Annotated in this window: 14 protein-coding genes; 8 read left to right on the top strand and 6 right to left on the bottom strand. The window is 62.2% G+C overall.

The features are described from left to right. The first annotated feature begins 39 nt into the window (after nucleotides 1-39). The 3 genes from glnL to V3H56_RS01680 all read left to right on the top strand — a co-directional run bounded on the left by glnL (nucleotide 40) and on the right by V3H56_RS01680 (nucleotide 3854). On the top strand, nucleotides 40-1125 hold the full coding sequence (gene glnL, locus V3H56_RS01690; protein WP_042731316.1) for a nitrogen regulation protein NR(II): 1086 nt from the start codon (nucleotides 40-42) through the stop codon (nucleotides 1123-1125). Beyond that, entirely contained in the window at nucleotides 1122-2558 is a 1437-nt protein-coding gene (gene ntrC, locus V3H56_RS01685; RefSeq protein ID WP_042731317.1) for a nitrogen regulation protein NR(I), read from the top strand. Before glnL ends, ntrC begins: the two co-directional genes overlap by 4 nt. Before the next feature lie 148 nt (nucleotides 2559-2706). After that, a protein-coding gene (locus tag V3H56_RS01680) for an IS3 family transposase (protein WP_144419424.1) occupies nucleotides 2707-3854 on the top strand; the annotation gives its coding sequence in 2 pieces (ribosomal slippage) (nucleotides 2707-2962 and nucleotides 2962-3854; 1149 coding nt in all). A gap of 508 nt (nucleotides 3855-4362) precedes the next feature. On the opposite strand, the gene V3H56_RS01675 is transcribed toward V3H56_RS01680, so the two are convergent. Continuing rightward, nucleotides 4363-4803 (bottom strand): hypothetical protein, encoded by a 441-nt coding sequence (locus V3H56_RS01675; RefSeq protein WP_080964290.1) that lies wholly within the window; start codon nucleotides 4801-4803, stop codon nucleotides 4363-4365. Here V3H56_RS01675 and trmL point away from each other — a divergent pair. After that, nucleotides 4802-5257 carry a tRNA (uridine(34)/cytosine(34)/5-carboxymethylaminomethyluridine(34)-2'-O)-methyltransferase TrmL gene (trmL, locus tag V3H56_RS01670; protein ID WP_047736165.1) on the top strand — a complete coding sequence of 152 codons (456 nt, stop codon included), beginning with the start codon at nucleotides 4802-4804 and terminating at the stop codon, nucleotides 5255-5257. The genes V3H56_RS01675 and trmL overlap by 2 nt on opposite strands. 123 nt (nucleotides 5258-5380) lie before the next feature. Here trmL and secB read toward each other — a convergent pair whose 3' ends face one another. The 3 genes from secB to V3H56_RS01655 are packed head-to-tail and all read right to left on the bottom strand — an operon-like array spanning nucleotide 5381 to nucleotide 6569. Next, complete coding sequence (gene secB, locus V3H56_RS01665) at nucleotides 5381-5860, bottom strand: protein-export chaperone SecB (RefSeq protein ID WP_042728163.1); 480 nt, start codon at nucleotides 5858-5860, stop codon at nucleotides 5381-5383. Nucleotides 5861-5899: 39 nt separating this feature from the next. Then, nucleotides 5900-6154 carry a glutaredoxin 3 gene (gene grxC, locus V3H56_RS01660; protein ID WP_042728162.1) on the bottom strand — a complete coding sequence of 85 codons (255 nt, stop codon included), beginning with the start codon at nucleotides 6152-6154 and terminating at the stop codon, nucleotides 5900-5902. Nucleotide 6155: 1 nt separating this feature from the next. Continuing rightward, the gene (locus V3H56_RS01655) at nucleotides 6156-6569 is read right to left on the bottom strand and encodes a rhodanese-like domain-containing protein (protein ID WP_042728161.1); all 414 of its coding nucleotides are present in this window, start codon (nucleotides 6567-6569) and stop codon (nucleotides 6156-6158) included. A 151-nt stretch (nucleotides 6570-6720) separates the two neighbouring features. On the opposite strand from V3H56_RS01655, the gene gpmI reads away from it, so the two are divergent. From gpmI to V3H56_RS01635, 4 genes are all read left to right on the top strand, one after another. Further along, complete coding sequence (gpmI, locus tag V3H56_RS01650) at nucleotides 6721-8250, top strand: 2,3-bisphosphoglycerate-independent phosphoglycerate mutase (RefSeq protein ID WP_053148646.1); 1530 nt, start codon at nucleotides 6721-6723, stop codon at nucleotides 8248-8250. Between the two features lie 262 nt (nucleotides 8251-8512). Then, nucleotides 8513-9799, top strand: coding sequence for a murein hydrolase activator EnvC (locus tag V3H56_RS01645; RefSeq protein ID WP_047736166.1), 1287 nt, complete (start codon nucleotides 8513-8515; stop codon nucleotides 9797-9799). A 32-nt stretch (nucleotides 9800-9831) separates the two neighbouring features. Next, complete coding sequence (locus V3H56_RS01640) at nucleotides 9832-11148, top strand: S41 family peptidase (RefSeq protein ID WP_042728158.1); 1317 nt, start codon at nucleotides 9832-9834, stop codon at nucleotides 11146-11148. Nucleotide 11149: 1 nt separating this feature from the next. Beyond that, the gene (locus tag V3H56_RS01635) at nucleotides 11150-11932 is read left to right on the top strand and encodes a divergent polysaccharide deacetylase family protein (RefSeq protein ID WP_338474141.1); all 783 of its coding nucleotides are present in this window, start codon (nucleotides 11150-11152) and stop codon (nucleotides 11930-11932) included. Nucleotides 11933-12125: 193 nt separating this feature from the next. Here the strand turns inward: V3H56_RS01635 and V3H56_RS01630 are convergent, their stop codons facing one another. Beyond that, the gene (locus V3H56_RS01630; RefSeq protein WP_338474140.1) at nucleotides 12126-12872 is read right to left on the bottom strand and encodes an ABC transporter substrate-binding protein; all 747 of its coding nucleotides are present in this window, start codon (nucleotides 12870-12872) and stop codon (nucleotides 12126-12128) included. A gap of 224 nt (nucleotides 12873-13096) precedes the next feature. Continuing rightward, entirely contained in the window at nucleotides 13097-13867 is a 771-nt protein-coding gene (hisF, locus tag V3H56_RS01625) for an imidazole glycerol phosphate synthase subunit HisF (RefSeq protein WP_042728155.1), read from the bottom strand. Between the last annotated feature and the right edge of the window lie 24 nt (nucleotides 13868-13891).

Here is a 13891-nt window from a genome sequence, read left to right as displayed (position 1 = left end):
CGTCATACGCGTGCCTGCTACGCTCCAAAAGAGGTCCCGATGACCATCAGCGATGCACTACACCGCTTGCTACTCGACAACCTCACCACCGCGACCATCCTGCTCGACGCCGAATTGCGCCTCGAGTACATGAACCCGGCGGCGGAAATGCTGCTGGCTGTCAGCGGCCAGCGCAGCCATGGGCAGTTCATCAGCGAGTTGTTCACCGAATCGGCCGAAGCGCTCAATTCCCTGCGCCAGGCGGTGGAGCAGGCACACCCGTTCACCAAGCGCGAGGCAATGCTGACCGCACTGACCGGCCAGACCCTGACCGTGGACTACGCGGTCACCCCGATCCTGAATAACGGCGCCACCCTGTTGCTGCTGGAAGTCCATCCCCGTGATCGCCTGCTGCGCATCACCAAGGAAGAGGCCCAGTTATCCAAGCAGGAAACCAGCAAGATGCTGGTGCGCGGCCTCGCCCACGAGATCAAGAACCCTCTCGGCGGCATTCGTGGCGCCGCGCAATTGCTGGCCCGGGAACTGCCGGAAGAAAGCCTCAAGGACTACACCAACGTCATCATCGAGGAAGCCGACCGCCTGCGAAATCTGGTGGATCGCATGCTCGGCTCGAACAAGCTGCCGTCCCTGGCGATGTGCAACGTCCACGAAGTGCTGGAGCGCGTCAGCAGCCTGGTGGAAGCCGAAGCCCAGGGCTGCATCACTTTGGTGCGCGACTACGACCCGAGCATTCCCGACGTCCTGATCGACCGCGAGCAGATGATCCAGGCGGTGCTGAACATCGTGCGCAACGCGATGCAGGCCATCGGCAGCCAGAACGAACTGCGCCTGGGCCGCATCACCCTGCGCACCCGCGCCATGCGCCAGTTCACCATAGGCCATGTGCGCCACCGCCTGGTGACCAAGATCGAAATCATCGACAACGGCCCGGGCATCCCTGCTGAACTGCAGGAAACCATCTTCTTTCCCATGGTCAGCGGCCGCCCGGACGGTACCGGACTGGGCCTGGCCATTACCCAGAACATCATCAGTCAGCATCAGGGCTTGATCGAGTGTGAGAGCCACCCCGGCCACACCACCTTCTCGATCTTCCTGCCACTGGAACAAGGAGCCACATCGACATGAGCCGTAGTGAAACTGTGTGGATCGTCGATGACGACCGTTCTATCCGTTGGGTCCTGGAAAAAGCCTTGCAACAGGAAGGCATGACCACCCAGAGCTTCGACAGCGCCGACGGGGTGATGAGTCGCCTGGCGCGTCAGCAACCGGACGTCATCATCTCCGACATCCGCATGCCGGGCGCCAGTGGCCTCGACCTGTTGGCGCGCATCCGCGAACAACACCCACGGCTGCCGGTGATCATCATGACCGCCCACTCGGACCTGGACAGCGCAGTGGCGTCCTACCAGGGCGGCGCCTTCGAATACCTGCCCAAACCGTTCGACGTCGATGAAGCCGTCTCGCTGGTCAAGCGCGCCAACCAGCACGCCCAGGAGCAGCAAGGCCTGGAAGAGGTGCCGGCCCTGGCCCGTACCCCGGAAATCATCGGCGAAGCACCGGCGATGCAGGAAGTGTTTCGCGCCATCGGGCGCCTGAGCCACTCCAACATCACCGTGTTGATCAACGGCGAATCCGGTACCGGTAAAGAACTGGTGGCCCACGCACTGCACCGCCACAGCCCACGGGCCGCGTCGCCGTTCATTGCCTTGAACATGGCGGCGATTCCCAAGGACCTGATGGAATCGGAGCTGTTCGGCCACGAGAAAGGCGCGTTCACCGGCGCGGCCAATCTGCGGCGCGGGCGCTTCGAGCAGGCCGACGGCGGCACCTTGTTCCTCGATGAAATCGGCGACATGCCGGCCGACACCCAGACTCGCCTGCTGCGGGTGCTGGCCGATGGCGAGTTCTATCGGGTGGGCGGGCATACGCCGGTCAAGGTGGACGTGCGCATCATCGCCGCGACCCACCAGAACCTGGAAACCCTGGTCCACGCCGGCAAGTTCCGCGAAGACCTGTTCCACCGCCTGAATGTGATTCGCATCCATATCCCGCGCCTGGCGGACCGTCGCGAAGACATCCCGACACTGGCCCGGCACTTCCTCAGCCGCGCCGCCCAGGAGCTGGCGGTGGAGCCCAAGCTGCTCAAGAGCGAAACCGAGGAATACCTCAAGAACCTGCCGTGGCCCGGCAACGTGCGCCAGCTGGAGAACACCTGCCGCTGGATCACGGTCATGGCGTCCGGTCGCGAAGTGCATATCAGCGACCTGCCACCGGAACTGTTGAGCCTGCCACAAGATTCGGCCCCGGTGACCAACTGGGAACAGGCCTTGCGCCAATGGGCAGACCAGGCCCTGGCCCGCGGTCAGTCCAACCTGCTGGACAGCGCCGTCCCGAGTTTCGAACGCATCATGATCGAAACCGCCCTCAAGCACACCGCCGGCCGCCGCCGCGACGCCGCGGTACTGCTGGGCTGGGGCCGCAACACCCTGACCCGCAAGATCAAGGAACTGGGGATGAAGGTTGATGGCGGGGATGATGATGAAGGGGATGAGGGCTGAGCAGCCTTAGCCCAGCTTAAAACCCCATGTGGGAGCGGGCTTGCTCGCGAAAGCGGTATATCAGCCAATTAAATGCTGGCTGACATGAGCTGGTCTAATAGCACCGGACACCTCAATGGGTGAAACTACACTCATTGAGGAATATTCCATGACTAAGAAGTACAGAAAATTCGACGCCGAGTTCAAGCTGAAGGTCTGCAAGATGGTTGTTGATCAAGGTCTGAGCGTGAACTCGGTTTGTACCGATTTAGGCCTGAGCGATACCGCCGTGCGCCGCTGGGTTCAGCAGTATCAAACCGAGCAGTCGGGCGGTACGGGGATTGGCAAACCATTGACCAGCGACCAGCAGCGTATTCGCCAGCTTGAACAGCAAGTCCGCGAACTGAAGACGGATAATGACATATTAAAAAAAGCTACGGCCTTCTTTGCCCGCGAGTTGAAGTGATCCACCAGTTGGTTCACCAAGTCCAATGCAAGGCCTACCCGGTGGCGCGTATCTGCCGGGTGTTGCGGATCAGTCGTTCGGGGTTTTACGAAGCTCGTCAGCGGCGTTTGAAGCCAAAACCTGTGTGCTCGGTTTCCGCTCAGCTCAAGGCTGCCTTCGTGTCCAATGAACACTGTTATGGCAGCCGTCGTTTGGTGAAAGCGCTGCGTGACACTGGCGTCTCCGTTGGACGGAACAAGGTCCGCCGCCTGATGAAACAACAGGATTTGCGTCCGATTTGGAAGCGCAAGTTCGTTCATACCACTGACAGCAATCACAATTTTCCGGTGGCTGAGAACCTGCTCAATCGCCAGTTCAATCCCGAGCGCATCAACCAGTCGTGGGTCGCTGACATCACCTACATCCGTACCCGCAGCGGCTGGCTGTACCTGGCGGCCGTCATGGACCTGTACTCACGCAAAATCGTGGGCTGGGCCATGGCACCCCACATGCGAGCAGAGTTGGTATGCAGTGCGATGCAACTGGCCATCGCGCAGAGACAACCTGAACCGGGCTTGATCGCTCATTCGGATCGAGGCAGCCAGTATGCCGGTACGGATTACCAGAACTTGCTGACGCGACATGGAATGCGTTGCAGCATGAGTCGCAAGGGCAACTGCTGGGACAATGCGGTCATGGAGCGCTTCTTCTTGAATCTGAAGATGGAGCGTGTTTGGCGCAAGGATTACGCCAACCATGGCGAAGCGATCAAAGACATCACGGACTACATCGTGCGGTTCTATAACGGAAGGCGAATCCATTCATCCTTGGGCTATTTGCCGCCCAATCAGTATGAGCGGCAAGCAGCCTGAAAAACACCGATTGAGGTGTCCGGAAAAAATTGACCACCTCAACATGCCGCCTTCGCGGGCAAGCCCGCTCCCACAAGTCACGCTGCAGCGCCTGTCGCATGAGCTCGCCGGTTGAAATCCTTCAGTTGCGTGCACCACACCAATGCACCACGAACCGCAACTGCGCGCGTCATACCAGCCCAGGCCGATCGATTCACCTCGAAAAAACCCGCCAAAAAAAAGCAAAAGCCCCGGAATACGGGGCTTTGCGTCTCATCAGCAGTTTTTTTGTGACAAACCATTAAAGCTGGCACGCGCCCTGCAATAACTTCATCACTACCCAGTTTCGGGGACCTTGGTACAGGCAGGCCGGGGATTCCCCATTTTCTACCGGGCTCGATGAGCCCACCGTTTTGGGGGCCTTGATACAGGCAGGTCAAGGTTTCCCTTCTTTACACCCTGGGCTGACGCTTGCAGTCGCCCTCCCGTTTTGGGGACCCTGGTACAGGCAGGCCGGGGATTCCCTCTTTTATTGCTCCTGGAGACGGACCTCCAGCCGCCAGCGATCATCCACTTCGCCGCCGGCCCACTCCCCGCGCAACGGTCGCGCCGCCACCAACGTCAGCAACAAGCCCTTGTCGCTCAAGCGCACCCGCCAGTTCACATCCTTGCCATTGAGCTTGAGCTGGCCATTCTGCGACCTTCCCTCGGCTTCGAACAGCAGCGCTACCGAACCGTCGATGACTTCGCCGTGCAGTTTCGGCTCACTGTCGAACCAGGCCACCAACGCCCCCTCGCTCACCTCGATTCGTTGCAGCACATTCGGCTCGGGCGTGGTCAGGCGCCCGATCATCAGCCCGACCATCATGCCGAAAATCGCCAGGGAACCCATCACCCGAGGCATTAGCTTCGAACGTCGATCGGTTTGCGGCGTAGAATGCTGCTCATCTTTATCTGCGGAGCCGTGCATGTTTCACGTCATCCTTTTTCAACCGGAAATTCCGCCGAATACCGGCAATGTCATCAGGCTGTGCGCCAACAGTGGCTGCCACCTGCATCTGATCGAACCGCTGGGCTTCGAAATGGACGACAAGCGCCTGCGCCGCGCCGGCCTCGACTACCACGAGTATGCCACCTTGCAGCGCCACGCCGACCTTGCCAGTTGTCTGGAAAGCCTGGGGCATCCACGCCTGTTCGCCTTCACCACCAAGGGGTCGCGGCCCTTCCATGACGCCCGGTTCGTGGCCGGCGATGCCTTCCTGTTCGGGCCCGAAAGCCGTGGCCTGCCCGCCGACGTGCTCGACGCCCTGCCATCGGACCAACGCCTGCGCCTGCCGATGCGCGAAGGCTGTCGCAGCCTGAACCTGTCCAACACCGTGGCGGTGGCGGTCTATGAGGCTTGGCGGCAGAATGGCTTTCAATAGCCCCCATAAAAAATGTGGGAGCGGGCTTGCTCGCGAAAGCGGAGTGTCAGGCAACATTGATGTCAACTGACACACTGCTTTCGCGAGCAAGCCCGCTCCCACATTGGACTTGCGTCGACCGACTTACTGAACGGTCGCGCCTTCTTGCTGCATGCGCTGCAGTTCTTGCGCGTACAGGGCATCGAAGTTCACCGGTGCCAGCATCAGGGCCGGGAACGAACCGCGAGTCACCAGGCTGTCCAGGGTTTCACGGGCGTACGGGAACAGGATGTTCGGGCAGAACGCGCCCAGGGTGTGGCTCATGGACGCTGCATCGAGGTTCTTGATCAGGAAGATCCCGGCCTGTTGCACTTCGGCGATGAACGCCACTTCTTCACCGTTCTTCACGGTCACCGACAGGGTCAGCACCACTTCATGGAAGTCGTCTTCCAGGGCTTTCTGACGGGTGTTCAGGTCCAGGCCGACGCTCGGTTCCCACTGCTGGCGAAAGATCGCCGGGCTTTTCGGGGCTTCAAAGGACAGGTCGCGGACATAAATGCGCTGCAAGGAGAATTGCGGTGCGGCTTCTTCTTCGCTGGCAGCTGTGTTTTGTTGGTCAGTCATCGCAGATCCTTCTTACTTTCAGGTTCTTGAGTAGGGAATTCAGGCCTTGAGCATCGCGTCGAGCTTGCCGGCGCGCTCCAGGGCGAACAGATCATCACAACCGCCCACGTGGGTGCTGCCGATCCAGATCTGCGGGACGGACGTACGCCCAGCCTTCCGGGACATTTCGGCGCGCAGTTGCGGCTTGCCGTCGACCTTGATCTCTTCGAACGCCACCCCTTTGTTCTGGAGCAGGAACTTGGCTCGCGAGCAATAAGGGCAGTAATCGCTGGAATAGACAACGACGTGGGTCATCTCACTTCACCAGGGGCAGGTTGTCGGCTTTCCAGCTGGCCACGCCGCCGGAGAGCTTGGCGGCGGTGAAGCCGGACTTCATCAGTTCACGGGCATGGGTGCCGGCGTGCTGGCCCTGGGCATCGACCAGGATGATGGTCTTGGCCTTGTGTTTTTCCAGCTCGCCGATACGTGCGATCAGTTTGTCCTGGGGGATGTTCACCGCCCCGACAATGTGACCGGTGGCGTATTCCTTGCTCGGACGGATATCCACCACCACGCCGGCATCCTTGTTGACCAGCGCGGTCAGCTCGCCAGTGCTCAGGCTGCGCCCGCCGCCCTGCATCGTGTGGGCCACCAGCAATGCCAGCAGTACGACGAAGATACCGACGAGAATGTAGTGGTTAGTGGCAAATTCAATCAGGTGAGCAACCATCGAAGGAGGTTCCAGGGCGTTAAAATGTCGGCCAGTATACACAGCACGCAAGGCCGGCCAAACCCCGCCCGGCGGTGACGCCACCGGAACTTACCTTTAAACTGCTCGTCCCTTTTGCATCGTCTTCTTTTAACCGCCACGAGTGGATTCCATGACTACCACGCCTAAACCTTTGGTCCTGATGATTCTCGACGGCTTCGGTCACAGTGACAGCCACGAATCCAACGCCGTGTATTCGGCCAAAAAGCCTGTCCTGGACCGTCTGTGGGCCACCGTGCCGAACGGCCTGATTTCCGGCAGCGGCATGGACGTCGGCCTGCCGGACGGGCAGATGGGCAACTCCGAAGTCGGCCACATGAACCTCGGCGCAGGCCGCGTGGTGTATCAGGACTTCACCCGCGTGACCAAGTCGATTCGCGACGGCGAGTTCTTCGAGAACCCGACCATCTGCGCGGCCGTGGATAAAGCCGTGGCCGCCGGCAAGGCCGTACACTTCATGGGCCTGCTGTCGGACGGTGGCGTGCACAGCCACCAGGACCACCTGGTGGCCATGGCCGAACTGGCCTTCAAGCGCGGCGCCGAGAAGATCTACCTGCACGCATTCCTCGATGGCCGCGACACCCCGCCGAAAAGCGCCGCCTCCTCGATCGAACTGCTGGACGCCACCTTCCAGGCCCTGGGCAAGGGCCGCATCGCCAGCCTCGTCGGCCGCTACTACGCCATGGACCGCGACAACCGTTGGGACCGCGTCTCCCAGGCCTACAACCTGATCGTCGACGGCCAGGCCGAGTTCAGCGCCGCCACCGCCCAGGAAGGCCTGAATGCCGCCTACGAGCGCGGCGAGAGCGACGAGTTCGTCAAGGCCACCACCATCGGTGAACCGGTCAAGGTCGAAGACGGCGACGCCGTGGTGTTCATGAACTTCCGTGCCGACCGGGCTCGCGAGCTGACCCGCGTGTTTGTCGAAGACGACTTCAAGGAATTCGAACGCGCCCGCCAGCCAAAACTGGCCGGCTTCGTGATGCTGACCCAATATGCCGCCAGCATCCCGGCCCCGTCGGCCTTCGCCGCCGGCAGCCTGGAAAACGTGCTCGGCGACTACCTGGCGAAAAACGGCAAGACCCAGCTGCGCATCGCCGAAACCGAGAAGTACGCCCACGTGACGTTCTTTTTCTCGGGCGGGCGCGAAGAGCCCTTCCCGGGCGAAGAACGCATCCTGATCCCCTCGCCGAAAGTCGCCACCTACGACCTGCAGCCGGAGATGAGCGCCCCCGAAGTGACCGACCGCATCGTCGATGCCATTGAAAACCAGCGTTACGACGTGATCGTGGTCAACTACGCCAACGGCGACATGGTCGGCCACAGCGGCGTGTTCGAGGCGGCGGTCAAGGCCGTGGAATGCCTGGACACCTGCGTGGGTCGCATCGTCGAGGCCCTGGAAAAGGTCGGCGGCGAAGCACTGATCACCGCCGACCACGGCAACGTCGAACAGATGTCCGACGAATCCACCGGCCAGGCCCACACGGCCCACACCACTGAGCCGGTGCCGTTCATCTATGTCGGCAAGCGTGACCTCAAGGTCCGCGAAGGCGGCGTGCTGGCTGACGTGGCACCGACCATGCTGATGCTGCTGGGCATGGAAAAACCGGCGGAGATGACCGGGACTTCGATTCTGGTGTGACGACACGTAGTCACGGAGCATTGGCTTGTTGTGGCGAGGGAGCTTGCTCCCGCCCGATGGCGCAGCCATCGCAGGGGCCCTGGCTTGCTCAACTGTCGAGGGGCTGCTTCGCAGCCCAGCGGGAGCAAGCTCCCTCGCCACGGCAGGCTGGCGGCTTTCAGTGTTTTGCCGGCCAGTTATCACACAGCCCCAAATGGGCGTTTTTTTTGCCGCGTGGGGCGGGCATACTAGGCCGTCCCTTTCCCTGGTATCACCCGCCTCTATGCTTCGCGTCCTGATAGCCCTCGTTCTGACCTGCCTGCTCCAACCGGCCTTTGCCGACGAGCGCGCGCAAACCCAACAACAGTTGGAGGCCACGCGCCAGGACATTGCCGAGCTGAAGAAACTGCTGGGCAAGCTGCAGGAAGAGAAATCCAGCGTCCAGAAAGACCTGCGCGGCACCGAGACCGAGATGGGCAAGCTGGAGAAGCAGGTGGACGCCCTGCAGAAAGAGCTGAAGAAAAGCGAATCCGAGCTGCAGCGACTCGATGGTGAGAAAAAAAAACTCCAGAGCGCGCGCACTGAACAGCAACACCTGATCGCCATCCAGGCCCGCGCCGCCTACCAGAACGGCCGCCAGGAGTACCTCAAGCTGCTGCTCAACCAGCAGAACCCCGAGAAATTCGCCCGCACGCTCACCTATTACGATTACCTGAGCCAGGCCCGCCTGGAGCAACTGAAGAACTTCAACGAAACCCTGCGCCAGCTCGCCAACGTCGAGAAGGACATCGAATTGCAGCAGGCCCAGTTGCTGGTACAGAAAAGCAGCCTCGACAGCCAGCGCGATGAACTCGACAAGGTTCGCAAGGAACGCCAGGTGGCCCTGGCCAAGCTCAATGACGATGTGAAGGCCCGCGACAGCAAGCTCAAGGCCCGTGAACAAGACCAGGCCGAGCTGGCAAACGTACTCAAGACCATCGAGGAAACCCTGGCCCGCCAGGCGCGAGAGGCAGAGCAAGCGCGGCAGCAAGCGCTGATCGCCCAGCAGGAAGCCGAAAAAAAGCGCTTGCGTGAGGCCGAGGCGGACTCGGACGAGGCGCCCCGCAAGGCGACCAAATCCAGCCCCGGCGCGCTGGTTTCCAGTGACGGTGAAACCTTCGGCGGCGCATTTGCTTCGGCGCGCGGCAAACTTCCATGGCCGGTCAATGGTCGATTACTGGCACGCTTTGGTGAAACCCGTGGCGACGACACCCGCACCAAGTGGGATGGGGTGATGATCAGCGCTTCCGCCGGCAGCCAGGTGCACGCCGTGCATGGCGGGCGCGTGGTGTTCGCCGATTGGCTGCGCGGCGCCGGCCTGCTGGTGATCCTGGATCACGGCAACGGGTACCTGAGTCTGTATGGCCACAACCAGACGCTGCTCAAGTCGGCGGGGGATGTGGTCAAGGCCGGCGAGTCCATCTCCACGGTCGGCAACAGTGGTGGGCAGGATACGCCAGCCCTGTATTTCGCTATTCGTCAGCAGGGTCGCCCCAGTGACCCGGCCCAATGGTGTCGTGCGCAAGGATAAGCGCACCCATCCACTTAAGGAGTTCGTTCGACATGCTGCATTTGTCCCGTCTCACCTCGCTGGCCCTGACGATCGCCCTCGTGATCGGCGCGCCCCTGGCTTTCGCCGCTGAACCGGCCCCCTCGGCCCCCGCCACCACGGCGGCGACCACCAAGGCGCCGTTGCCGCTGGACGAGCTGCGCACGTTTGCCGAAGTCATGGACCGGATCAAGGCGGCCTATGTCGAGCCGGTGGACGACAAGATGCTGCTGGAGAACGCCATCAAGGGCATGCTCAGCAACCTTGACCCGCACTCGGCCTACCTGGGGCCGGAAGATTTTGCCGAGCTGCAGGAAAGCACCAGCGGCGAGTTCGGCGGCCTGGGCATCGAGGTCGGCAGCGAAGACGGCTTCGTCAAAGTGGTCTCGCCAATCGACGACACGCCCGCCTCCAAGGCTGGCATCCAGGCGGGCGACTTCATCGTCAAGATCAACGGCCAGCCGACCCGCGGCCAGAGCATGACCGAAGCCGTGGACAAAATGCGCGGCAAGATCGGCCAGAAGATCACCCTGACCCTGGTGCGCGACGGCGGCACGCCGTTCGACGTGACCCTCACGCGGGCGGTCATCCAGGTCAAGAGCGTGAAGAGCCAGTTGCTGGAGTCGGGCTACGGCTATATCCGTATCACCCAGTTCCAGGTCAAGACCGGCGAAGAAGTCGCCAAGGCCCTGGCCAAGCTGCGCAAGGACAACGGCAAGAAACTCAACGGCCTGGTCCTGGACCTGCGCAACAACCCCGGCGGCGTGCTGCAATCGGCGGTGGAAGTGGTGGATCACTTCATCACCAAGGGCCTGATCGTCTACACCAAGGGCCGCATCGCCAACTCCGAGCTGCGCTTCTCGGCCACCGGCAACGACCTGAGCGACGCCGTGCCACTGGTGGTGTTGATCAACGGCGGCAGCGCCTCGGCGTCGGAGATCGTCGCCGGTGCCCTGCAGGACCAGAAACGCGGCGTGGTCATGGGCACCACCAGTTTCGGCAAGGGCTCGGTGCAGACCGTGCTGCCACTGAACAATGATCGCGCCCTGAAGATCACCACCGCGCTGTACTTCACCCCCAACGGCCGCTCCATCCAGGCCCAGGGCATCGTTCCGGACATCGAGGTGCGCAAGGCCAAGATCACCAACGAGCAGGACAGCGAATACTTCAAGGAAGCCGACCTGCAAGGCCACCTGGGCAACGGCAACGGTGGCGCCGACAAACCGACCGGCTCCGGTGCCAAGGCCAAGCCGATGCCGCAGGATGACGATTATCAGTTGGCCCAGGCCCTGAGCCTGCTCAAAGGACTGAACATCACCTCCGGCCGCTGAGATGCGCCGGCGCTTGATCCTCGGCCTGGTGTGCTGCCTGGCGAGCGCGGCCTTTGCCGCGCCCGCCACGCCCGTCGCTTCACCGCACAAGGCCTACCTGAGCCTGATCATCGACGACCTGGGGCAGAACCTGCCCCGGGATCGCCAGGTACTGGCACTCCCCGGCCCTGTCACCGCCGCGATCATGCCCGACACGCCCCATGCCGCCGAATTCGCCCGAGAAGCCCATCGCGCCGGCAAGCTCGTGATGTTGCACATGCCCATGGACCCCGCCACCGGGCCGTTCGCCTGGCATCCGGACCTGCCCATCGAAGAACTCGGCAAACGCCTCGACGCCGCCTTCGCGGCCGTGCCCTACACCAGCGGGATCAACAACCACATGGGCAGCCGCATGACCGCCCAACCCCAGGCCATGGCGTGGCTGATGGCGAACCTGCAGCAGCGGCACAAGTTTTTCGTCGACAGCCGCACCAGCGCCCAGACCGTCGCGGCCGCCGAGGCGCAGAAAATCGGCCTGGCCAGTGTGTCGCGGGATGTGTTCCTCGACGACGAGCGCACGGAAGCCGCCATCGCCCACCAGCTCCAGACCGCCATCGACCTGGCCCGACGCCAGGGCTCGGCGGTGATGATCGGCCATCCCTACCCGCAGACCCTGGCCGTGCTCGAACGCGAACTGCCCCGGCTCAAAGGCCAAGGCATCGAATGGATCGACATCAAGTCGATGATCAGCCTGCGCAGCAACCGGGCGATGGCCGGGCATGGGAAGGATGGGCTCTACCGATAGCGGTAGCCGCGACGCCGCCATCGCGAGCAAGCTCGCTCCCACAACGGTTCTGCATCGGGCACAAGATTGGCGTTCACAGCAGACCCCCTATGGGAGCGAGCTTGCTCGCGATGACGGCGACACATTCAACATCTCTACAAGCTGACCCACCGCTTTCGCGAGCAAGCCCGCTCCCACAGGTTTGTTCCAGCGGTCAGAGATACCGTGCCATGATCGCGTCGACCGCTCCTTCCCGGCGCAACTCATCCAGGGCTTTCTGTAGCCGCGCGACCACCTCGTCAGGCACGTTCTTGTTCAACGCCAGGTACAGCTCGGCGCTGTTGAAACGCAGCACCGTCTTGAGGTCGCTCACACCTTCCTGGCGGGCCAGGTAGCGGCCGGCCGGGTCGCCGGTGGCCCACAGGTCGATCTGACCGTTGACCAGCTTCCTCGCGTTGTCCTGGTCACGCAGCACCACAATGGGATTCAGCCCCTGCTTGCACAGGGTTTCGGCAATGGCGTCGCCCTTGTAGGCGCCGATCCGGTATTTGCGCGCCTGCTCCAAGGAGTCGAGGGCAATCGTGCTGTCCGCCTTGGCGAGCATGATCCAGTCGTCCGGGCCGATGGGGCCGACCCATTTGAACAGCTTTTCACGTTCCGGCAGCCGCGCCATGACGAAGACGCCGTAGCCGGGATTCTCCAGGGCGAGCTTATAGATCCGCTCCCAGGGGAAACGCAGCGTCAGGCTGTAGGTGATGTCGGCGCGTTTGAAAATCTCGCGGACGATGTCCACGGCAATGCCCTGGATGTTCTCGTCCTGAGCGAAGTTCTTGCCGTTCTTGGCCATGTTGTACGGGGGGAAGTTTTCCGTCAGCAGCACCAGCGAGGTGTCGGCGGCGCGAGCCGTGCCTGCGAGCAGCAAAGTGGCGCCGGCAAGGGCAAGAACAAGGCGTTTGAGCATGTATAGTGGCCTGTGTGGCTAATTCGTGCACTCAAGTTCGGCGCCAGTGCTCGCCAAGCTGCGTTGCCATTCCTCGCCGTAGCTGAGCTACGACTCGTCATGGCGCCTTGCCTGGCAAGTCCTGGCACTCGAACTTGAGCACCCGAATTAACCGTACAGGCCACTAGCTACCGCAATCCATGGTGTGCCCAAGAGTGCCTTGGGCCCGCCATGGTGTCCAGCGGTCAGCGAATGCAGATACCGCGCTGTGCCATGTAGGCCTTGGCCTCCGGCACCGTGTATTCGCCAAAGTGGAAGATGCTCGCCGCCAGCACCGCGCTGGCGTGGCCTTCCAGGATACCGTCGGCCAGGTGCTGAAGGTTGCCGACACCGCCGGAGGCGATCACCGGAATGCCCAGGGCATCGCTGATGGCACGGGTCACGCCCAGGTCGAAGCCGTTCTTCATGCCGTCCTGGTCCATGCTGGTCAGCAGGATCTCACCGGCTCCGAGGCCCTCCATCTTCCTGGCCCACTCAACGGCATCCAGGCCGGTAGGCTTGCGACCGCCGTGGGTGAAGATTTCCCAGCGCGGGGTTTCGCCCGGACCGGACACCTTCTTCGCGTCGATGGCGACGACGATGCACTGCGAGCCGAAATGCTGGGCCGCTTCGCCGACGAACTCCGGGTTGAACACCGCCGCCGTGTTGATGGACACCTTGTCCGCCCCGGCGTTGAGCAGGTTACGGATATCCTGCACGGTGCGCACGCCACCGCCCACGGTCAGCGGGATGAACACCTGGCTGGCCATGCGCTCGACGGTATGCAGGGTGGTGTCGCGGCCGTCGACGCTGGCGGTGATGTCGAGGAAGGTGATTTCGTCCGCACCCTGTTCGTCGTAGCGACGGGCGATTTCCACCGGGTCGCCGGCATCACGGATGTTCTCGAACTTGACGCCCTTGACCACTCGGCCGTTGTCCACGTCCAGGCAAGGGATGATGCGTTTGGCTAACGCCATGGGCTTAATCTCCGATTAAGAGTT

The sequence above is a fragment of the Pseudomonas sp. MS646 genome, from assembly GCF_036693845.1.
Classification (GTDB): Bacteria; Pseudomonadota; Gammaproteobacteria; order Pseudomonadales; family Pseudomonadaceae; genus Aquipseudomonas; species Aquipseudomonas chlororaphis_E.
The sequence above is the reverse complement of the archived record's forward strand: the minus strand, read 5'-3'. Positions and strand labels throughout refer to the sequence as shown.